This window comes from Acinetobacter sp. EKM10A (genome assembly GCF_011075215.1).
Lineage (GTDB): Bacteria > Pseudomonadota > Gammaproteobacteria > Pseudomonadales > Moraxellaceae > Acinetobacter > Acinetobacter baumannii.
This window is the reverse complement of sequence record NZ_JAALLK010000009.1, coordinates 97,985-119,117: the sequence shown is the minus strand read 5'-3', so window position 1 is coordinate 119,117 and position 21,133 is coordinate 97,985. Positions and strand designations below refer to the sequence as shown.

The 21,133-nt window shown below is 40.6% G+C and carries 19 protein-coding genes; 9 read left to right on the top strand and 10 right to left on the bottom strand.

The features are described 5' to 3' along the window. The 3 genes from G9371_RS12845 to abaQ all read right to left on the bottom strand — a co-directional run. On the bottom strand, nucleotides 1-86 hold an 86-nt coding region (locus G9371_RS12845), incomplete at its 3' end, for a hypothetical protein (protein ID WP_371745842.1). A gap of 11 nt (nucleotides 87-97) precedes the next feature. After that, nucleotides 98-1,096: an AraD1 family protein gene (araD1, locus tag G9371_RS12840; RefSeq protein WP_029424792.1), complete on the bottom strand. Its 999-nt coding sequence runs from the start codon at nucleotides 1,094-1,096 to the stop codon at nucleotides 98-100. A gap of 10 nt (nucleotides 1,097-1,106) precedes the next feature. Beyond that, the gene (abaQ, locus tag G9371_RS12835; protein ID WP_000345069.1) at nucleotides 1,107-2,411 is read right to left on the bottom strand and encodes a multidrug efflux MFS transporter AbaQ; all 1,305 of its coding nucleotides are present in this window, start codon (nucleotides 2,409-2,411) and stop codon (nucleotides 1,107-1,109) included. A gap of 169 nt (nucleotides 2,412-2,580) precedes the next feature. Here abaQ and G9371_RS12830 point away from each other — a divergent pair, with 169 nt between their 5' ends. Further along, the gene (locus G9371_RS12830) at nucleotides 2,581-4,314 is read left to right on the top strand and encodes an IlvD/Edd family dehydratase (RefSeq protein ID WP_001060819.1); all 1,734 of its coding nucleotides are present in this window, start codon (nucleotides 2,581-2,583) and stop codon (nucleotides 4,312-4,314) included. A gap of 83 nt (nucleotides 4,315-4,397) precedes the next feature. Beyond that, entirely contained in the window at nucleotides 4,398-5,114 is a 717-nt protein-coding gene (locus G9371_RS12825) for a FadR/GntR family transcriptional regulator (RefSeq protein WP_000029961.1), read from the top strand. A 67-nt stretch (nucleotides 5,115-5,181) separates the two neighbouring features. Here the strand turns inward: G9371_RS12825 and G9371_RS12820 are convergent, their stop codons facing one another. Both G9371_RS12820 and G9371_RS12815 read right to left on the bottom strand, forming a co-directional pair. Next, a complete protein-coding gene (locus G9371_RS12820) occupies nucleotides 5,182-5,976 on the bottom strand; it encodes a TorF family putative porin (RefSeq protein ID WP_029424791.1) in 795 nt (264 codons plus the stop codon). An 81-nt stretch (nucleotides 5,977-6,057) separates the two neighbouring features. Continuing rightward, complete coding sequence (locus G9371_RS12815; RefSeq protein ID WP_000423293.1) at nucleotides 6,058-6,972, bottom strand: LysR family transcriptional regulator; 915 nt, start codon at nucleotides 6,970-6,972, stop codon at nucleotides 6,058-6,060. A 100-nt stretch (nucleotides 6,973-7,072) separates the two neighbouring features. Here G9371_RS12815 and G9371_RS12810 point away from each other — a divergent pair, with 100 nt between their 5' ends. The 7 genes from G9371_RS12810 to pcaD all read left to right on the top strand — a co-directional run bounded on the left by G9371_RS12810 (nucleotide 7,073) and on the right by pcaD (nucleotide 13,557). After that, the gene (locus G9371_RS12810) at nucleotides 7,073-8,179 is read left to right on the top strand and encodes a muconate/chloromuconate family cycloisomerase (RefSeq protein ID WP_001986121.1); all 1,107 of its coding nucleotides are present in this window, start codon (nucleotides 7,073-7,075) and stop codon (nucleotides 8,177-8,179) included. 23 nt (nucleotides 8,180-8,202) lie between these two features. After that, nucleotides 8,203-8,493, top strand: a complete 291-nt coding sequence (gene catC, locus G9371_RS12805) for a muconolactone Delta-isomerase (protein ID WP_000897235.1) — start codon at nucleotides 8,203-8,205, stop codon at nucleotides 8,491-8,493. A gap of 160 nt (nucleotides 8,494-8,653) precedes the next feature. Continuing rightward, complete coding sequence (gene catA, locus G9371_RS12800) at nucleotides 8,654-9,574, top strand: catechol 1,2-dioxygenase (RefSeq protein WP_001081618.1); 921 nt, start codon at nucleotides 8,654-8,656, stop codon at nucleotides 9,572-9,574. Between the two features lie 134 nt (nucleotides 9,575-9,708). Beyond that, the gene (locus G9371_RS12795) at nucleotides 9,709-10,380 is read left to right on the top strand and encodes a 3-oxoacid CoA-transferase subunit A (RefSeq protein WP_000566012.1); all 672 of its coding nucleotides are present in this window, start codon (nucleotides 9,709-9,711) and stop codon (nucleotides 10,378-10,380) included. 18 nt (nucleotides 10,381-10,398) lie between these two features. Beyond that, entirely contained in the window at nucleotides 10,399-11,049 is a 651-nt protein-coding gene (locus G9371_RS12790; protein ID WP_029424790.1) for a 3-oxoacid CoA-transferase subunit B, read from the top strand. 503 nt (nucleotides 11,050-11,552) lie between these two features. Continuing rightward, on the top strand, nucleotides 11,553-12,767 hold the full coding sequence (gene pcaF / locus G9371_RS12785) for a 3-oxoadipyl-CoA thiolase (protein WP_029424789.1): 1,215 nt from the start codon (nucleotides 11,553-11,555) through the stop codon (nucleotides 12,765-12,767). A gap of 10 nt (nucleotides 12,768-12,777) precedes the next feature. After that, nucleotides 12,778-13,557: a 3-oxoadipate enol-lactonase gene (pcaD, locus tag G9371_RS12780; RefSeq protein WP_029424788.1), complete on the top strand. Its 780-nt coding sequence runs from the start codon at nucleotides 12,778-12,780 to the stop codon at nucleotides 13,555-13,557. A gap of 61 nt (nucleotides 13,558-13,618) precedes the next feature. Here the strand turns inward: pcaD and G9371_RS12775 are convergent, their stop codons facing one another. The 5 genes from G9371_RS12775 to G9371_RS12755 form a co-directional block, all read right to left on the bottom strand. Further along, on the bottom strand, nucleotides 13,619-15,106 hold the full coding sequence (locus G9371_RS12775; protein WP_029424787.1) for an NAD-dependent phenylacetaldehyde dehydrogenase: 1,488 nt from the start codon (nucleotides 15,104-15,106) through the stop codon (nucleotides 13,619-13,621). A 34-nt stretch (nucleotides 15,107-15,140) separates the two neighbouring features. Continuing rightward, a complete protein-coding gene (locus G9371_RS12770) occupies nucleotides 15,141-16,358 on the bottom strand; it encodes a hypothetical protein (protein WP_086374562.1) in 1,218 nt (405 codons plus the stop codon). Between the two features lie 144 nt (nucleotides 16,359-16,502). After that, entirely contained in the window at nucleotides 16,503-18,818 is a 2,316-nt protein-coding gene (tynA, locus tag G9371_RS12765) for a primary-amine oxidase (RefSeq protein ID WP_086221566.1), read from the bottom strand. Between the two features lie 208 nt (nucleotides 18,819-19,026). Next, nucleotides 19,027-19,941, bottom strand: coding sequence for a transcriptional regulator FeaR (feaR, locus tag G9371_RS12760; RefSeq protein ID WP_029424784.1), 915 nt, complete (start codon nucleotides 19,939-19,941; stop codon nucleotides 19,027-19,029). A 198-nt stretch (nucleotides 19,942-20,139) separates the two neighbouring features. After that, nucleotides 20,140-21,096: a p-hydroxyphenylacetate 3-hydroxylase reductase component gene (locus tag G9371_RS12755; protein ID WP_086374561.1), complete on the bottom strand. Its 957-nt coding sequence runs from the start codon at nucleotides 21,094-21,096 to the stop codon at nucleotides 20,140-20,142. Nucleotides 21,097-21,133: the final 37 nt, after the last annotated feature.

The following is a 21,133-nucleotide window of genomic DNA, read 5'->3' as shown; positions in this document are numbered from 1 at the left end:
TCACCAGTCGTAGCATGAATACTTTTTATTAAAGTGGAACTTTGTGCGCTGCGTGAACCGCCAATAAAGTTGTGTCCAATGACCATTTTTATATTCCTTAGAGAGTAATAACTGAACCGATCGGTAATTCGGGTTGCATATGAGCAAGTTTGTTTTTGAGTGGATGGCCGAACTCTTTCATTTCAATTTCAAACTCATCGTTGACTTGCGCTTGAATACCATCGGCAAAAGACAAAGTGGCTGTACCGAAGTAGTGAATATGAACATCCCCTGCTTTTAAGAATTGTTGATACTTAAAGTGGTGATATTCCAGATTTGCCAAGCTATGGCACATATTGTCTTCACCCGACAAAAACTCTTTTTCCCAAATGATTTGTCCATCACGACGCAAGCGGCTGGTTCCAACTAAATGTTTTGGTAATTCACCTGTCCGTAAAGCTGGACCAAAACTACAAAAACGTAATTTTGAATGCGCCAGATATAAATAGTTACGACGTTCCATCACGTGATCAGAATACTCATTGCCCAGCGCAAACCCGATTCGGTAAGGCCTTAAGTCTTCGCCAATAACATAGAGGCCTGCGATTTCAGGTTCTTCGCCGCCATCTTCGGCAAATGGTGGTAAAGGTAATTCAGCTCCCGGTCTTACCACAATTGAACCATCGCCTTTATAAAACCATTCTGGCTGTGCCCCGATCTGACCTTCTGCTGGACGGCCCTTTTGTAGCCCCCATTGAAATATTCGCATGGTGTCGGTTACCGAGCTGTCATCGCTTAAATTTTGTTGATGCATTTTGTCGCGTGCAGATGCAGAACCTAAATGGGTTAAGCCTGTACCGGAAATTAAACAATGCGTTGGATCTGGATGATCTAAAGGCGGCAATACCTTTAAGTCTGCTAATAAAGATGAATAATCATAAGTTTCGGACTCAAACCCTAACGCCTCAACTTGTTGTTCCAGTGAAACTTTATTGCGGATTGCTAAAAGTGCTAAATCACGAACCGATTGAATATCTTTAACCGGATATGCCATGTTGCCTTCTACTTTCGCGACGGCACGTTGATTTGCACGATTTTCAAATTGAATAATTTGCATGTTTTATTCCTTACAAAGGCTTTTGAATATTCACTGTTTGTGTTTTTTGACGTTCGAGCTTGGCATAGACGATGTAAGTCAGAATCAAGCCAAAAAGCATGACGATAGATAAGAAATACAAACCAGCAGCCATATTTCCCGTGTATTCTTTTAACAGTCCGATCCCAAATGGACCGACATAGCCACCTAAATTTCCAACAGAGTTAATTAAGGCGATACCAGCCGCTGCACTTGCACCCGTTAAGAAACGACCCGGTAATGTCCAAAACACGGCAGTCGATGAAAATAGACAGAACGCAACTACAGCCAAAGCTGCCAACTGCATAACTGGAGAATTTAGCCAACCACTTAAAAACATTGCACAAGCACCTAGTGCATACAGAAAACTTAAGTGTCCGTAACGATCGTTCAGGCGGTCAGTACTACGCGGAATAATAAGAAGTCCAATAATTCCAAAAATATAGGGAATGCTAGATAAGAACCCAATTTGAATATCACTACCTCCGCCAAATTGCTTAATAATGGTAGGAAGCCAGAGATTTAAACCATAAATACTTAAAGTTACCGGTAAGTAGTAAAGTGCTAATAAAAGTACGCGTTTGTCTTTTAAAGCATGTAGTGGATTGGCATGTCGGGTTTGGTCATATTCGGCTTCATCTTTAACGAGTTCATTTTTAAGCCATTGTTTTTGTTCAATGCTTAACCATTTTACTTTATCAATGTTATCGGGCAGCCACAAAAATGTAGGTAAAGCCAATAAAACCGCGGGCAAGCCAACTGCAACAAACAACCATTGCCAGCCGTGTAAATTTGCAATGCCATCCATTCCAAGTAATAGACCAGCTAAAGGCCCTGCAATCATCATGGCAATCGGTTGTGAAAGCACAAACATTCCCATGATTTTTCCGCGATGCCGCACCGGATACCACTGCGTAATTAGGTATAAAACACCAGGGAAAAAACCCGCCTCTGCTACACCGAGTAAAAACCTTAAGAGATAAAAACTTTTAGGGCCTTGAATAAGCGCCATGGCCATGGTGATGAGGCCCCATGTTAATAAAATGCGGGTAAACCATTTACGAGCACCAAATTTGTCTAAAAGCAAATTACTTGGAACTTCAAAAAGAAAATATCCAATAAAAAATAAGCCAGCTCCTAGACCATAGGCAGCATCACCAATTCCTACATCGGCACCCATATGCAAATGAGCGAACCCGACAGCGGCCCGATCAATGTATGCCACCAGATATAGTATGACTAATGCAGGTATCAGCTTAAACGTGACCGTCCGTATTACATCCTTTTCGAAATCCATCTTCGACTCCATTTCCTATTATTTACTTATAGAGCATCTTGCTCGTAAATTATCCTTTCAATTTAAAATATAGTAATACTATTTAAATTTCAAACCTTTTAAAAATAAAATTTATGGTGTATTTTTAAATTAATTAATTCTAATAGTAATACTATATAGGGAAATTTGTATGAATAACAAACAAGTTCTTCGTTCGGCTGCCTGGTTTGGTACAACGGATAAAAATGGCTTTATGTATCGTAGCTGGATGAAGAACCAAGGAATTCCAGATCATGAGTTTCAAGGCAAGCCCATTATTGGAATTTGTAATACGTGGTCTGAACTCACCCCATGTAATGCGCATTTCCGAAAAATTGCCGAACACGTAAAAAAAGGGATTTTAGAAGCGGGCGGCTACCCTGTTGAGTTTCCTGTATTTTCAAATGGTGAGTCGAATTTACGTCCTACCGCCATGTTTACCCGTAACTTAGCCAGTATGGATGTTGAAGAAGCGATTCGTGGTAACCCTATTGACGGTGTGGTGTTACTGACAGGTTGTGACAAAACCACCCCTGCATTATTAATGGGAGCTGCAAGTTGTGATATTCCTGCCATTGTAGTGACTGGTGGACCAATGCTGAATGGTAAGCACAAAGGTAAAGACATTGGCGCAGGTACCATCGTTTGGCAAATGCATGAAGAGTTAAAAGCAGGCAAAATTGATTTAAATGAATTTTTATCTGCCGAATCTGGTATGTCACGCTCAGCTGGTACATGTAATACCATGGGCACGGCTTCTACAATGGCTTGTATGGCTGAAGCCCTAGGCACTTCTTTACCCCACAATGCGGCCATTCCAGCGGTAGATTCTCGCCGTTATGTGTTGGCTCATCTTTCAGGTATGCGCATTGTTGACATGGTTCATGAAGATTTACGCCTTTCTAAAATCTTAACCAAAGAAGCCTTTGAAAATGCGATTAAAGTCAATGCAGCTATTGGTGGTTCAACCAACGCCGTGATTCATTTAAAAGCAATTGCTGGACGCATTGGGGTTGATTTACAACTGGATGACTGGAACCGTGTTGGCCGCGGCATGCCAACCATTGTCGACTTACAGCCTTCGGGTCGTTTTTTAATGGAAGAGTTCTATTATAGCGGCGGCTTGCCAGCCGTGATTCGTCGCATGGGTGAAGCCAATCTCTTACCACATCCTCAAGCTTTAACCGTAAACGGTCAAACCATTTGGGAAAACTGCCAACAGTCACCTATTTATAATGATGAAGTGATTCGGAAAATAGATAATCCAATTCGACAAGATGGCGGTATGTGTATTTTGCGCGGAAATTTAGCGCCTAAAGGTGCGGTGCTTAAACCATCTGCTGCCACACCGGAGTTGATGAAACACCGTGGTCGTGCAGTCGTATTTGAAAACTTCGATGATTATAAATCCCGTATTAACGACCCAGATCTAGATGTCGATGAAACTTGTATTCTTGTGATGAAAAATGCCGGCCCTAAAGGATATCCGGGCATGGCCGAGGTTGGAAATATGGGACTACCACCAAAAATTTTAGCCAAAGGCATTACCGACATGGTTCGTATTTCCGATGCACGAATGAGTGGAACAGCGTATGGCACGGTCGTTTTACATGTTGCCCCTGAAGCTATGGCAGGTGGGCCTTTGGCTGTAGTTCAAAATGGTGACTTTATTGAGCTTGATGCCTATGCTGGAAAACTTCACCTAGAAGTGAGTGATGAAGAACTTAAGCAACGTCTTGAAAATTTAGCGCCACCAGCTCCACCAAGTTTTATTGGTGGTTACCGTAAACTCTATGTAGAACATGTTTTACAAGCCGACGAAGGTTGTGATTTTGATTTCTTGGTCGGTTGCCGTGGCTCAGAAGTTCCACGTCATTCCCATTAATATTTATTCTTGAAAAAGATGATCTTGTTAAAACACAAGGTCATCTATACCATAGGATATTCAACATGTCGTAATAGTGAAATATGAGTAAAGCTGACTATAAAAATCCTATTCCAAGCAAAAGCCAACATGCATTAATCGTTCAACAATTGGGATTAAAAATTGTTTCTGGAGAAATTTCAGAAAATGAAAAGCTCCCAAGTGAAGTTGATTTGTGTGAGGAATATAAAGTCAGCCGCCCTGTCTTTCGCGAAGCAATACGCGTTTTAAATGCGAAAGGCTTAACTTATTCAAGGCCCAAAATCGGAACAGTAGTTCGACCTAAAGAAGAATGGCATTTACTCGACCCAGATGTACTGTTCTGGTTGATTCAAACCACGCCTGAGCACGAGTTTTTTAAAACACTTTCTACCGTACGACGCGTTTTAGAACCGGAGTTAGCCTATATTGCGGCAAGTACAGCAAATGAAGAAGATATTGAACGTATTAAGCAAGCCTATGAAGGAATGGAAAAGGCAACAACAGTTGAAGAATTTATAGAGCCAGATATCCAGTTTCACTTAGCAATTGCCAAAGCAACGCATAATGATTTATTGGCTTATATGTCAAAAATGCTGGTTTTACCTTTGCAGCAATCGATTCAAGTCACCAGTCTACGCCCAAATTTACAAGGTCATTCATTACCAAGACATAAAGCAATTTTGACAGCAATTGAAAATAAAGATCCGCTCTCTGCTCGTCATGCTTCACTGGTTCAGCTAGACGATACTAAAATGGCTTATGATTTAATTAAAAAATAATTTACTCTATGTATTAGAAAAAGCCTGCTGACTCCAAATTAAAGTGATCAGGCTTTTTATGTATAAATTAGAACACCTTTTTTACAGATACTGTAAAGGTCGAATCAATCGGATTTGAAATTGGTGCATCTGGTTCACCATTACTATAATTTCTATAGTATCCGTCTTTGTCCCACGCTTTGGTATAAGCTAACCCTGTAGTCCAGCCATCACCTAAATCTTTAATAAGTTCAACTTTCATATCCTGAAAATTAGCTTCAGAGAAATTTTTAATTCTTTCATAGCCATAGTGCGCACCAAAAGTCCAACTTTCATTGATCGGCTGTGTAAAGTTTAAATCTAAATAAGTTGTTCCTCGTGAACGTTTACCTTCTGTACCACCCATCGTATTTGAGTTATAACCTGCGTAATCTGGGGTATAGGTAATAAAATATTTGAGACTTAAAGGACCATAGCCAATTTGAGGCACAATTTCGCCATAGTTATAGCTTGTACTTCCCGTTTCAGGCGTACTTTTTGCACCTGGGTAATAATAATAATAAACAGACATTCCAATTGAGAATTTATCAATAGTTTTTAAATAACCTGCATAAAAGTCCCATTCAACTGAAGCATCACGGAGATAGTTAGAGCTTACATTTGATGCCCAAGTACCCACAAATAGCCCATTCGGATTTGCATAGTCGAAACCAATTTGTAGTGCAGGCTTACCCCAAGTTTGCTGGAAACCACGTGAAATATATTGACTTGCAAAAGTCACATTCGCACTATACGGAGAAATTTGTTCTTGTTCATTTAATTGTTCAGCATGTACAACACCTGTAGACATAATGAGAGAAGCTACACCTAAAATTTTTCTCATTTAATAATTCCTTTTACATATTACCTATAGGTTTAAAGTTTTAAAATAACATGATAATTCAATTTAAAGCATATTAAAAATTTATAAATTCAAATTTCTGGATACTTCTTCTTCGCTATAGATCTCTTCAATACAATCTAAGATTTTAGGAATATAGGAACTTTGGTCCATGTTGCGCATGGATAGAGAGATGGGACTATAGGCTTCTAAGTCTAAAATATTTAAATAAGTTAGATTCTTCATTCCAATGTCGCAGGCGCTTTCCGGAATAATACAAATACCCTCTCCGGATGCCACTAAGCCAAGTGCCATATGAATTTCTCGTACTTCAGTCAGCTTGGCTGGAACAAGACCTAATTTGGTAAATAAAGCTTGAATAGTGGTCGAAAAATTTGGTTTAGGTGTAGTTGGGTAAGAGAAAATTGTCTCATTGATAATTTGAGATAAATAAATTCCTGACTCTTGGAAATCACTTAATGGGTGTTTTTTATGGATTGCGAGTTTTAATTTTTCTTTTCTGAGTAGAAGCCGCTTGATGGCTGGATCACTAATTGGTAATCGACCAAAACCTAAATCAATTTTACCGAGTTTTAATGCTTCCACCTGATCTCGTGTACCACATTCAATAAGCTCGACATGAATGTCAGGATTTTTTTGCCTAAATAGATAAATGACCTGTGGTAATCGCCCATAAAGAAGCGAACTCACATAACCAACTTTAACAACGTTCTCGACTAGCTTCATTTTTTTAGCCATCGAAGCAGCTTGAGCGGTATGCGTCAAAATTTGCACCGCATGCTGGTAAAAAAACAGCCCTGCTTCTGTTACTTTTAATGGACGAGAGCCTTTTTCGAATAAATCGATCCCTAATTCTTCTTCTAGTTTTTTGATTTGGCGTGTTAAAGGTGGCTGAGCAATAAAAAGCTTTTCTGCAGCTTTCGTCAGACTCTGTTCTTCAACAACGGTAACAAAATAACGTAGATGTCTTAATTCCATTAATATACCTTTTTAGTATCTTAAAATACCGTTCTATATCTATTTTAGGCTATTACATTCTTCTATGGTATACAAACAAGTTCGTAATAGTTGAAACTTCATGTATAGAACCATAGAAACCATACTTGTGGATATTCCAACTATCCGTCCTCACCAGTTGTCTGTGACTACTATGCGTACCCAGACTTTGGTACTCGTTAAAATTACGACCACGGATGGTATTGTCGGTTGGGGTGAAGCCACCACCATTGGTGGGCTGAACTATGGTGAAGAAAGTCCTGAGAGTGTCAAAGCCAATATTGATACCTACTTTGCACCATTACTGACATCAGTTAAAGATTTAAATGTTGCACAAACACTAAAACTGATTCGTAAAAATATTAATGGTAACCGCTTTGCTAAGTGTGCCATTCAGACTGCCCTACTTGATATTCAGGCCAAACGTTTAGGTGTGCCATTAAGCGAAGTTTTAGGTGGACGTCTGCGTAATAGTTTACCTGTGCTTTGGACGCTTGCGTCTGGTGACACGGAAAAAGATATTGCTGAAGCTCGCAAAATGATTGAGCTAAAGCGCCACAACACGTTCAAACTTAAAATTGGTGCGCGTCCTTTACAGCAAGATGTTGACCATGTGATTGCTATTAAAAAAGCATTAGGGGCTGATGTTAGTGTACGTGTAGATGTAAACCGTGCATGGTCAGAACTTGAGTGTATTCATGGTATTCAACAGCTTCAAGATGGTGGAATCGATTTAATCGAACAGCCATGTGCAATTCAAAATACCGAAGCACTTGCTCGCCTCACCCAACGTTTTGATGTAGCCATTATGGCTGATGAGGCTTTAACTGGACCTGACAGCGCGTACCGTATTGCAAAAAATCACGGTGCAGATGTATTTGCCGTAAAAATTGAACAATCTGGTGGTCTGATTGAAGCATGTGAAGTTGGCAAAATTGCTGGTTTGGCTGGTATCGACCTATATGGCGGCACTATGCTTGAAGGTCCTGTAGGAAGTATTGCATCGGCCCATGTATTTGCAACTTTTGAAACGTTAGCGTTCGGCACAGAATTATTTGGTCCGTTATTACTTACCGAAGAAATTTTAAAAGAGCCGCTACGTTACGAAAACTTTGAATTGCATTTGCCGACAGCTCCGGGCCTAGGCATTGAAATTGATGAAGATAAGATTGAGAAATTACGTCGTTAAGGCAACAGGATAAGGAGTTTCCCATGTTATTTCATGTACGTATGGATGTGCATATTCCACTTGATATGCCAGCCGACAAAGCAAATGAAATTAAGGCCGTTGAAAAGGCTTATTCGCAAGACTTACAACGCCAAGGTAAATGGCGTCATATCTGGCGAATTACAGGTCAGTACTCAAACATCAGCATTTTTGATGTAGAGAGCAATGAAGAATTGCACAACATTTTACAAGGTTTACCTCTCTATCCATATATGGACATTGAAGTGATGGCGCTTAACCGTCATCCATCTTCTGTTCGTGATGATGATTCGTAAATAGAAAGAATTTTTTAAATGCGATCTCTGAAGTCCATTTAAAAACCAAGCAGATTATTCAGAAGGTAACAAGGAACGTGGCGGCACTTATTCGCTAGCAAAACAAAATGCCCGCAGCGCTGCCACCCAAAACCGTATTGCATACTTAAGGAGTTTTAGTATGAACCGTCAACAAATTGATGCGCTTGTAAAACAAATGAATGTCGACACTGCAAAAGGCGAAGTTGATGCACGTGTTCAACAAATTGTAGTGCGCCTTCTTGGGGATTTATTTCAAGCCATCGAAGATTTAGACATCCAGCCTTCTGAAGTTTGGAAAGGTTTGGAATATTTTACCGATGCAGGTCAAGCAAATGAACTTGGTCTTTTGGCAGCAGGCTTAGGTCTTGAACATTACCTTGACTTACGTGCAGATGAAGCAGATGCCAAAGCTGGTATTACAGGCGGTACACCTCGTACTATCGAAGGTCCACTTTATGTTGCTGGCGCACCTGAATCAGTTGGCTTTGCACGTATGGATGACGGAACCGAGACTGGCAAAATCGATACCTTAATTATTGAAGGTACGGTAACCGACACTGATGGCAATATTATTGAAAATGCCAAAGTTGAAGTATGGCATGCCAACAGTTTAGGTAACTATTCATTCTTTGATAAGTCACAATCTGACTTTAACTTACGCCGTACCATTTTCACCGATGCAGATGGTAAATATGTAGCGTTAACCACTATGCCAGTTGGTTATGGATGCCCTCCTGAAGGTACAACACAGGCTCTTCTTAACAAGTTAGGCCGTCATGGTAACCGTCCATCTCACGTTCACTACTTCGTTTCTGCACCGGGTTACCGCAAGCTGACTACTCAATTCAACATTGAGGGTGATGAGTATTTATGGGATGACTTTGCCTTCGCTACTCGTGACGGTTTAGTGGCAACAGCAGTAGATGTCACAGACCCTGCTGAAATTCAACGCCGTGGTTTAGATCACGCTTTCAAACACATCACATTTAACATTGAACTGGTTAAAGAAGCCGCTGCTGCTCCTTCAACTGAAGTTGAACGCCGTCGCGCTAGTGCTTAATTGAAAGTGTATGTGAGTTAAAAGTTCGCTTTTGACTCACAAAATTTACTCCATTTATTACTACCATTAAGAATTTCAATAAATTTTTAGCGGTAGTAATACATCACGTTACCTCATGCTCTAAGGTTTCTCACATGATTGACAAAAGTAAGTCCTCACTAAGCGAGGTTCTATCGCAGATTAAAGATGGTGCAACCATTCTGATTGGTGGTTTCGGTACTGCAGGACAACCCGCTGAACTCATTGACGGTCTGATTGAACTCGGTGTTAAGGACCTGACCATTGTGAGCAACAATGCCGGTAATGGGGATTATGGTCTGGCTAAGCTGCTCAAAGCCGGTTCAATTAAAAAAGTGATTTGCTCTTTCCCACGTCAGTCGGACTCTTATGTATTTGATGAACTGTACCGTGCCGGAAAGGTTGAACTTGAACTGGTACCGCAAGGCAATCTGGCGTGCCGTATTCAGGCAGCAGGTATGGGCCTTGGGGCGGTGTTTACCCCAACTGGCTTTGGAACACTTTTAGCTGAAGGCAAAGAAACCCGTCATATTGATGGTAAAGACTATGTGCTTGAGTATCCGATTAAGGCTGACTTTGCCCTGATTAAAGCTTACAAGGGCGACCGCTGGGGCAATCTGGTTTACCGTAAATCTGCACGTAACTTTGGCCCGATCATGGCCATGGCTGCTGATGTCACCATTGCCCAGGTTTCTGAAGTGGTTGAACTGGGTGGATTAGATCCGGAACACATCATTACCCCAGGTATCTTTGTACAGCACGTTGTACAAGTACAGCCCGCACAGTAAGCAATAAGGAGAAATAACATGAGCTACCAGAAACTCAGCCGTGACCAGATTGCACAACGTGTGGCACAAGATATTCCAGATGGTGCCTATGTGAACTTGGGTATTGGTTTACCAACCAAGATTGCCAGCTACTTACCTGCTGACAAAGATGTCTTCCTACATTCTGAAAATGGCCTGTTGGCTTTTGGCCCACCGCCAGCTGCGGGTGAAGAAGACCCTGAACTGATTAATGCGGGTAAAGAGTTTGTGACCATGCTTGAAGGCGGCAGCTTTTTCCACCATGGCGACTCATTTGCCATGATGCGTGGTGGTCACCTTGATATTGCGGTGCTTGGGGCATTTCAGGTTGCTGCGAATGGTGACTTGGCGAACTGGCATACAGGTGCACCTGATGCAATTCCTGCTGTTGGTGGTGCGATGGATTTAGCTGTTGGTGCCAAGAAAGTATTTATCACTACAGACCATGTAACCAAACAAGGTGAGCCAAAGATTGTCGCTGAGCTGACTTATCCGGTAACGGGTAAACACTGTGTTGACCGTATTTACACTGACCTGTGTGTGATTGATGTAACCAAAGATGGTTTAAAGGTGATTGAGAAAGTTGAAGGTCTTAGCTTTGATGAGTTACAGGCTTTAACCGGTGCAACTTTGATTGATGCAACGAATTAAGTCTCTAAATTGATTGAGTATGGCAGCTAATCAATAGCGCCACAGCCTATAAATGATGGTGATATTCAAAGGCCCTTTGTATAGGCAATACCTTACTTTTTAAGGATAAAAAGTAACAAAAATCCTTTGTTACTCAGACACAACATCCCTGTTGTGCTGAGCAACGAGGCGACATCCATGTCGCCAACGCGAAACATTGAATGGAACTCTTTGAATACGGTTCTTGCTTATTAATTTGGATTTTACCGTAATTCGCTATTGTGACAGGCGACATGGATGTCGCCCGTTGGACAGGGAGGTAAGGAAGCCTCCTCTGTTCAACAAAGGTTTTTGGTTACTTTTTTAAAAAAGTGACAAGAATTAGCTACTGGCATTTGACTCAACACGATAAGACTCTGTCATGACTACTTTTAACTTAGTAACCATGATGATCGCCAGCAAACTCTGGAAAAGCCTAACTATGTGGCAATGACAGCAATAGATTTCAAAATGGAAATGTAAGAATGAAAAACGCTTATATCATCGATGCCATCCGTACTCCATTTGGCCGTTACGCCGGTGGCCTTGCACCTGTCCGTGCCGATGACCTTGGCGCTGTGCCGATTAAAGCCCTCATGCAGCGTAACCCAAATGTAGATTGGGAACAGGTCGATGATGTGATCTATGGCTGTGCTAACCAAGCCGGTGAAGATAACCGTAATGTCGGCCGTATGTCAGCACTGCTTGCTGGGTTACCGTATCAGGTGCCGGCAACCACCATTAACCGTTTATGCGGTTCATCACTCGATGCCATTGCCATTGCTGCCCGTGCCATTAAAGCCGGCGAAGCGAACTTGGTAATTGCAGGTGGTGTAGAAAGCATGAGCCGTGCACCTTATGTGATGGGTAAGTCTGACAGTGCCTTTGGCCGTAGCCAGAAGATTGAAGACACCACCATGGGCTGGCGTTTCATTAACCCTAAACTTAAAGAATTGTATGGTGTAAACACCATGCCCCAGACTGCCGAAAACGTCGCTGAACAGTTCAACGTCAATCGTGCAGATCAGGACCAGTTTGCCTTGGTGAGCCAACAACGCACCGCAAGCGCGCAAGCCAAAGGCTTTTTTTCTAAAGAAATCGTGGCAGTTGAAATCCCTCAGCGTAAGGGTGATGCTATTGTGATTGATACCGATGAGCATCCTCGTGCATCAACCACACTTGAAGCTTTAAGCAAACTTAAGCCTGTTGTAAAAGCAGATGGCACAGTCACTGCGGGTAATGCTTCAGGTATTAACGATGGTGCAGCGGCTCTGCTGATTGCTTCTGATGAGGCAGTTCAGGCATACAACTTAAAACCGCGTGCCAAGATCATTGCTTCAACAGCCGTAGGTGTAGAACCACGCATTATGGGTTTTGCTCCGGCACCAGCGATTAAAAAATTACTTAAACAAGCCAACCTGACTTTAGAGCAAATGGATGTGATTGAGCTCAATGAAGCCTTTGCTGCACAGGCTTTAGCAGTGACCCGTGATTTAGGCTTATCAGACAACTCTGACAAGGTGAATCCAAACGGTGGTGCCATCGCTTTAGGTCATCCACTTGGTGCATCAGGTGCACGCTTAGTCACTACAGCTTTAAACCAGCTTGAACAAACAGGTGGCCGTTATGCCTTGTGTTCAATGTGTATTGGTGTGGGGCAAGGCATCGCATTGATTATTGAACGTGTTGAAGCACTTTAAGGAGAAACAAATGCCATCTTTTCAATCTGCCGATGCACAAATTAACTATCAGACCTTTGGCGAACAGTCTTCCCCTGCTCTGGTGTTTTCCAATTCTTTGGGCACCAATTATGGTATGTGGCAAAAACAGTTTAATGAGTTAAAAGATCAATTTTTTGTGATCTGCTATGACACTCGTGGTCATGGTTCATCATCTACGCCTGACGGTCCATATACTGTAGAGCAATTAGGTGAAGATGTTGTCCGTTTACTGGATCATCTGAATATTAGCAAAGCTGCTTTTTGTGGTATTTCCATGGGCGGTTTAACAGGTCAATGGCTGGCGATTCACTACCCTAACCGTTTTAGTCATGTCATTGTGGCAAATACTGCCGCTAAAATTGGACAAGAACAAGCATGGCTTGACCGTGCAAAACTAGTACGTGAGCAAGGTTTACAACCGATCGCAGCTACAGCAGCCTCGCGATGGTTTACAGATCCCTTTATCCAAAGTCATCCTTCTATTGTCAACAACCTGTGTAACGACTTAAGTGCTGGCAGCGCAATGGGTTATGCCAATTGTTGTGAGGCTTTGGCTAAAGCGGATGTCCGTGAGCAATTAAAAGATATCAAAATTCCTGTATTGGTGGTTGCTGGAACTCAAGACCCTGTAACGACAGTTGCAGATGGCGAGTTTATGCAGCAGCGTCTTCCGCAATCACAACTTGCAGAAATAGATGCCTCTCATATTTCTAATGTCGAGCAACCAGAAGCTTTTAATAAAATCCTAAAGGATTTTTTATTAGGTTAATTTAATGATTCAAAAAATGGCCTATAACGGCCATTTTTTATATCTCCTAGAATCTTTGAATTTAATATCGAATCATCACCGATTTTAATTCGGTGTAATCTTCAATAAATGCATCTGAAAACTCTCTACCAATTCCCGAAGCTTTCACCCCACCAAATGGAACCGACGGGTCTAAGAACGTATGCATGTTCACCCATAAGGTGCCTGCTTCAATTTTAGGAATTAAACGTAAAGCTTTAGACAAATCATTTGTCCAGATACTTGCGGTTAAACCAAAACGTGACTGATTCATAAGTTGAATGAGTTCTTCATCGGTTTCGAATGGCATTATCCCGACCACGGGACCAAAGGTTTCTTCTGAAAATAAAGGATCATCGGTATTTTTAAAGGAAATTAAAGTCGGCTGTACAAAATACCCTGTCTGATCTAGAGCCTCACCTCCAGCAATAATCTGGTTGTTGGCTTTAGCCATATCTAAATAATGTTTTACTTTATGAAAATGTGGCTGATTAGAGAGTGGACCAAACATACTTCCTTCATCCATAGCCGATCCAATTTTTAAACTAGAAAGTGCTTTAGAGAGTTTCTCAACAAGTTCATCATATTTTGTACGGTGTACAAAAAAACGTTCTGGGGATGCACAAACTTGACCTTGATGCACAAAAGTTGCTTGCAATAAAGTCGGTAAAATCTCATCAATATTTGCATCAGCCAAAACAGCTATAGCATTTTTACCGCCTAACTCTAGACTTACACGGGTTAAATCGCTGCTCATCGCGAGTTTACCAATGGCAATACCTGCTGGTACCGAACCCGTAAACGAGACTTTCTTAACCAGCGGTGACTCAATTAAATATTGCCCTGTATCGCCCTTACCTGTCACTACATTAATTACACCAGCCGGAATACCTGCCTCAATAGCAAGTTCAGCTAAACGTAATAATGATAAACTGGCGAACTCACTTGGTTTAAGCACAATGGTACAGCCAGTTGTTAAAGCTGAACCGATTTTCCAAACGCCAATCATCAGTGAAAAATTCCAAGGCACAATCCCTGCAACTACACCCACTGGTTGCCTTAAAGTAAAGGCCGTATATTTCTCACCTTGCATAGAAGGAATAGAAGGTTGCATGGTTTGACCATTAATTTTGGTTGCCCACCCTGCAAAATATCTTAAGAAAATAACGGATTGTGCGACCTCAAGATGACGGGAAATATTGATAAGTTTTCCTGTAGACAACGTCTCGAGCTGTGCAAGTTCTTCACCATGTTGCTCAATTAAATCTGCCAACTTATTTAGTTTAACGCCACGTTCATACGGCGTCGTTTCAGCCCAAGCATTTTGAAAAGCATGTTCAGCACTCTTGACGGCGCTTGCGACATCTTGTTGACTACCAATACTAATTTGAGCAACCACTTGTTCAGTCGACGGATTCACAATATCCACTTTATCTAAAAGCTCGGCAGCAACTAACTTTCCATCAATAAAATGTCCATGTTGACGTGCCATAAATTGCTGTACGCTTTGTAAAATCTTAACTTCACTCATTTTTTATTTCTCTCAATTCATTTAAAAGGATTTATTAATAGATGTATTGCAAAATTAACTGCGCATAGACATTGGTTTTGTCATCGTAGTTTTGAGTGCCGCCACTATGGATATCGTGTTTTGGTTTATAAAGTCCCACTAAAGGAATCACGTTGAATTTTTTATTAACTGACCAGACCGAAAAGACATCCAGCTCATGTCCATCTACATTAGTTAAAGATTTATTAACTGTTTTGAACTTATAGGCCAAAGCACCCAACATAAAATTTTCTTTCAAATTCATCATGTAAGAAAGTTGATGAATGTCGGCATTTTTATTGAATGGTCCAGCATAGTTTCCGGCAACTTCACCCTGAAACCATGTACCAAAGCCGACCGTATTTCCATAAAACATAGGGTCGTATTGGTCTGAAAAATGACTAAAACGGTACCCTAATGAAGGCGTATATTTTGAAGATAAAAAGTTATAGTTCAGCGCTAAGTAGCCAGCATTTTCGTCGCCATCTTTTTTATCTTGAACTACAAACTCAGTTTTAACTTGTAGTTCTGGTAAAGGTTGATAATTCAAGCGTAAAGCATAATTTTTAAGATCTTCGCGCCCTGAAACGTGTTCAGCATCTTCAAGGTCTAATACATTTAAGTAAGTAAATCCAACACCTTTATATTTAAGCTGATACATCAGATCAGTCACAAACAGTTCAGGTGAAAATTGTGCTTTATTGTCCGATTTTAAATAAGCCAGTTTTAGCGTGGTATTCTCTTGCGGTTTGTACTGAAGCAAACTTGTAAAATCAAAGCTTCGACGGGCTGCCAGATAATATGCGCCGCCCCGATCGAGTGCACCATCCGCCGGCACTTTACCGAGGTTTAATGCATCACCCGCAATAAAGAACCCATCACCAATCATGATATTTTGTCGACCGATACTTAAATCATAGGTCGTTAACTCATCTTTATTGGTGCCGTCTTTAAAACCAATGACCCATTCATTTACATCTGTTTTGCGTTCTTTACCATTACTATTTTGGCCTGCGTCACCATCACCAAATGTAGCCGAACTAATACCACTCAAACTTGCATAGAGCTGATTGCCTTTAAAGGTATATTGTCCTTTAGCACCATATTTAAGATGGCCTTCTTGCCAATTGATTCTTTCATCCTCTAGGTTTTCGCCGTTATAGCTTTTACCGCTACTAAAAGCCCCAAAAGTTGCTTCAAAAGTTGGCTTAATTTCAATTTCACCAGCATGCACTGTTGAAAAAAATGAGACAAAGAGAGTCCCTCTCACAACCTGAGAAAATAAATTTTTCATTGAGAAATTCCTTTTTTGCGAACGGCCTAACCGTGCTCAAGTGTGGGTAATCGATTCGTTACCCACTCTAGATCATGCACCCGTTTAGTGATGGTCGTGCTGTGTGTTTTGCTCTTCTTCACCCAAGTTTAAAGTCGGGGTGTTGTCAAAGAAGTTCCAAGGTTTGATTAGGGTATAAACCCATTCTGTCGGCATAATTGGCCATTCTTCAGCACGTGCCACATGGGTTGTGCCTGTTGTCATCCACACCACAAGGTCTTTATTTTCAATATTTTCGTTGTTACCAATGAACTGTCCTAACCCTGTATCATGAGTTGAACGGTTTGAATATTTCCCTTCAGGGTAGCGTTCATCCGGATTATATTGCGTTACCCAAATTTGTTTATCCATAAAGTTCAAACGTTTAAATAACCATTCATCTTTAGAGAAATTGGCTCCTTTCGCCACAGGGTGTGTTCCACCTGCAAACGGAATCAATTGGTAAGAAACCGGATTACCTAATTTATTTTCCTTATTGAAATTAGTCAGTAATCGAATGGTAGATGGATCAAATTTTTCAGCCGCATTTTGCTCATTCGTAATGACTTTACTATCGATTTGCATCGTGCTTGTACGAACACCGCCTTTGTCATTGGCTTTCACTACAGGGTCCATATGCATAAAGCTGTTGTTTTCCCCATCTACATCCATATCTAAGCGGAAGTTATAGATGTGCTGATGCGTTGTACCCACAATATTATGGTCAATTAAAGTTCCATATTTGGTGTCTTCTTTGGCGGTACTGTCATGCATGGTGCGTGATTTAACGCCTTTAACAGCTTCAATACCCGTTGCACCCGCATTAATTCCAATTACACCATTTTGGGAAAATACCCAGTCAAACATGTAATCGTAGTTTCCAACTGTACTAATCCAGCGCACGACAAGTTCACGGCGAGCTTCACTGGCATCCTGATTGCCAAAAATTTCGTGATGTTTATATTCAGGTCCTGCATAACGTTCAAATACAGCAATGGCATTTGGAATTACTTGTGGCTGGCCTTTGTAGTCTGCAATCACGGCATCAAGTAAAACAGCGTTGTCGGGTGCATCTGTTCCCGGAAGAATAGATGAGGTAAGTGTTCCCATACCATATTCGCCAGAGTCCAAATAAGATTTGAAGTACCAACCAATATCAGGGTCACCATATGGAACCACCATTCCACCCAAGTTACCTTCATACATGACTTTACGTTTTACGCCCTTATCTTTATAAGTCACAGTTGAAAGCTGCAAGCCAACACGAGAATCTAACGCCACATGCAAACACCAGTTGCCCCAATGTATGGTTTGACCGGTAATGCTAAAGTTCTTACCCTCAGGTTCAGTAATATTGAGTGGTTTTAGCTTACTTGCTACGGGCTTATTCGACATATAAGGTCGATTTGCCATCGGCACAGGAATGATGGCACCTTCTTCAATCTTGATAATTTTTTCTTTATCTAAATCGACTACAGCAACTAGGTTCTCAATAGGATGCGCCCAATAGTTACCATCGCCGACATCGAGATAAGCAACGACTTTTAATATATTGAGTTGTTTATCCAGACCATCTTTACCGCCAAAATATCCAACAGTTAGCGGAGTAGCGATCACTTTCTTCACATCGGTAATGCCGCGTTTGCGTAACGCGTCTTGATATTCTTTACTCGTCTCAATTACGCGCTGTACGGCTTCAAAATTATCGAGCAAAACCATACCGTGAGTATCTTTAAGTACATTCCATTTTGTGACTTGCTGAGTATTAAGATTAACTTCACCTTCAATCGCTTGATTGCCCTTTAATAAAATAAATGAGGCAATACGATCTTCTTTAAAATCTTTATGATTAATAAAGTAATCCCATACTTTGGCTTTTTCAGGTTCTTTAAGCTTTAACTCGGCAAAACGCATATTTTTATAAGCGTATTTCGAGCGGTTAATCACATCAAATGTCTTTTTAATTTCATCGGAATTTAAGCTATTGAGTGGATGAAACGTATTTTCAATTTTAAAGGTTTGATCTAACCCAGACTGGAAGACTTCGTTAAAAAAATCTTTTCCAATAACAGGTTTACCATCTTTAATTAATAACGGGACACTGAGTTTTAAAGGTTTGCCATTCACTAAAACCTGATTTGAGTTTGGCTTGGCTCTCACCACTATAGAGCCTTTGGTAATTGTATAGGTATTGGTAAAGTCATCTTTAACAACTTTAGCGCCTTGCTCACTCATGTTTTGATAAAGTGAGACCATGTCGGCCTTTCCACCATGAGCAAACGCTTGAGTATTGAGTCCCCAAAAGCTTGCAGCGATTGATAAGTTAAGTGCCAGTATTTTTTGTATGTCATTCAATAATCGTTGTTTACGCATGGGTTTCATCCTTTTCATCTATCCCTGAACTATCTGAATCAGACAGTTAAAATGCACTTCCTGTGAGTGAAATTCATTAGACTAACTTAATAGTTTTATGGTTATTAAGCTTATCTAACCTGCTCTAATGAATTTAATTTCAACACAGTTACATAGGGCTAGCTTGTTCAAGAATGACGTCGAATTTGTCTAAAAATGACATTAAAAGAAGAAATATTTAAACCGACATACCCTCTCTAAACTCTTTAGGAGAGATACCATAGGTCTTTTTAAAGATCTTTGAAAAATGAGCACCGTCCCAGAAACCCCACTTCAAGGCAATTTGGGTAATCGAGCTTTGTTTATTCTTTTTATCAAGCAAATCCGCTTTGACTTTTTCTAGGCGTTTGAGCTGTATATATTTGTTAATAGATAAATTTTCTTGAAAGAATAAACGGTAGAGATGTCGTAGTGATACCCCAATATGCTCTGCAATTAATTTAGGTGTTAAATCGGGTTTTGCTAAGTTTTCTATAATATAGCGCTCGGCTTTTTCCATGAGGTTATTTGAGCTATGAACATTTTTATAATTGATTGTGGGTTTGATTAAGGCGATCAGCGCATCTTCAAAAGCATTGCCATCCTCGGTTGCGTACCAAAGTTTGATGTTTTCAGCAGACATATTTTTCAAAATATTCTTGAGTAAAAAACCACTCATATTTTGCGTAATGAGCTTTCCAAAATATTCGGTACTAATATTTTCTTTCAGTAATTTTTCACGCGACAGGTGCACTGAAATCTGGCTTACCAAACCTTGCGGGTACATCGAAATTGTTTCGACCGGGTCGACCAAGACAATATCGCCTTCATTCAGGCTAAGAGTTTCATTTTTATACTCGAGCAGCATTTTTCCCGAATACTGCAAAATCAAAAAACAAAAACGATTATTCACTCGATCGATTTCATCGGCTTTTCGGACAATCTTATTGGCATTGTTTTTGATAAAAGCAATTTCGGTGTCACCCAATAAAAAGCACTGGACCTCACCAATGAATAAATTACGGGTTCCATCAAAATCGGTTTCAAAATTGCCGCACACACTTTTAATATGGTGCGTCCATGTGAGTAATGCATCGCTTACATATTGGTTCATCCCTTACCTCTCTATACATGTGCCACCACTCAAAATTTTGCGTTTGTGGTGGTGCACTGTCTTGGCTTATTTGCAATCTTGTTTTATTGATAAACAAATTGTGTGCCAAAAATTCCTTATCCTTGGAATTGTTTTGCTGATAGTCAGCTAGATGTAAAGAAGCTGATAAATCAATTTAATTTATCAGCTTAATGGGACTTATGCTACTCCTGCAAAGTCTCGCAGCATGGTAATAAAAATATCCTTTTGCTCCTCAGAATACTTTTTAAACACCTCATTTTGGTGGCTGTCGGCAATATCAAACAAATACTGCGCCGTTTGTTTACCTTTCTCGGTTAGTGCATACAAATTATCGTGATCAACCAATAAGCCTTCAAATTTTAGAATTTCAGCCGACCTTTCAACTTCTTGCATTGGCATAGCAATATCACGCGGTAAATCTTCCTTACTTGAAGCAGTACCACTGGCCAAAACGAGCAACAGCCGTGATTCACTGGTCCGGAAACCAGAAGTCATTTGCTTAGGAATATAGTCGGTTTGATAAGCTTTAAAAGCACGGCTCATCAAATAGCAGACATTGTTATATAAGTGCCCATAATGTGTTTGGTCTACACCGTTCTGTTCAGTTTGCTTAACTTGAAGGCTTGGATGCGGCATGACACAAGAATATGCACCTTGATGGTAAACCAGCGGGCTTCGGCCTTGATCATGGAAACGAACCACTTTACCAACAATAATCCAATGGTCACCACCTTCAATTACTTGATAACGTTCGCACTCAAACACCGCAGAACAATTTTCTAAAATGGGTGCGCGTCCTGCGCCAAGTTGAAAATTTGTGTCGGCAAATTTATCAATATTACGTCTCGAAAACTTATTAGACAGCTCAATTTGCGTGCCTGATAAAATATTGACTGCAAAATGTGTTGATTCTTCAAATACTGAAAAACTTGACGATTTTTTATCAATGCTCCACAAAATAAGTGGTGGATCGAGTGACACCGAGTTAAAACTATTTGCAGTTACACCAACTTTCTCACCTTGTGCATTTTGTGCAGTAACAATGGTAACGCCTGTTGCAAAATTTCCTAATGCCCGTCGGAACTGTAGTGGATCGACCGTAAACTCATCTATTTGTTGTAATACATTCATCATATTTCTCCTAAACCTTCTCTTACATCCATATAAATCG

Coding starts and splice junctions, on each gene's coding strand:
- araD1 (WP_029424792.1), bottom strand. CDS start 1,096: ATGCAAATTATTCAATTTGAAAATCGTGCAAATCAACGTGCCGTCGCG.
- abaQ (WP_000345069.1), bottom strand. CDS start 2,411: ATGGATTTCGAAAAGGATGTAATACGGACGGTCACGTTTAAGCTGATA.
- G9371_RS12830 (WP_001060819.1), top strand. CDS start 2,581: ATGAATAACAAACAAGTTCTTCGTTCGGCTGCCTGGTTTGGTACAACG.
- G9371_RS12825 (WP_000029961.1), top strand. CDS start 4,398: ATGAGTAAAGCTGACTATAAAAATCCTATTCCAAGCAAAAGCCAACAT.
- G9371_RS12820 (WP_029424791.1), bottom strand. CDS start 5,976: ATGAGAAAAATTTTAGGTGTAGCTTCTCTCATTATGTCTACAGGTGTT.
- G9371_RS12815 (WP_000423293.1), bottom strand. CDS start 6,972: ATGGAATTAAGACATCTACGTTATTTTGTTACCGTTGTTGAAGAACAG.
- G9371_RS12810 (WP_001986121.1), top strand. CDS start 7,073: ATGTATAGAACCATAGAAACCATACTTGTGGATATTCCAACTATCCGT.
- catC (WP_000897235.1), top strand. CDS start 8,203: ATGTTATTTCATGTACGTATGGATGTGCATATTCCACTTGATATGCCA.
- catA (WP_001081618.1), top strand. CDS start 8,654: ATGAACCGTCAACAAATTGATGCGCTTGTAAAACAAATGAATGTCGAC.
- G9371_RS12795 (WP_000566012.1), top strand. CDS start 9,709: ATGATTGACAAAAGTAAGTCCTCACTAAGCGAGGTTCTATCGCAGATT.
- G9371_RS12790 (WP_029424790.1), top strand. CDS start 10,399: ATGAGCTACCAGAAACTCAGCCGTGACCAGATTGCACAACGTGTGGCA.
- pcaF (WP_029424789.1), top strand. CDS start 11,553: ATGAAAAACGCTTATATCATCGATGCCATCCGTACTCCATTTGGCCGT.
- pcaD (WP_029424788.1), top strand. CDS start 12,778: ATGCCATCTTTTCAATCTGCCGATGCACAAATTAACTATCAGACCTTT.
- G9371_RS12775 (WP_029424787.1), bottom strand. CDS start 15,106: ATGAGTGAAGTTAAGATTTTACAAAGCGTACAGCAATTTATGGCACGT.
- tynA (WP_086221566.1), bottom strand. CDS start 18,818: ATGAAACCCATGCGTAAACAACGATTATTGAATGACATACAAAAAATA.
- feaR (WP_029424784.1), bottom strand. CDS start 19,941: ATGAACCAATATGTAAGCGATGCATTACTCACATGGACGCACCATATT.
- G9371_RS12755 (WP_086374561.1), bottom strand. CDS start 21,096: ATGATGAATGTATTACAACAAATAGATGAGTTTACGGTCGATCCACTA.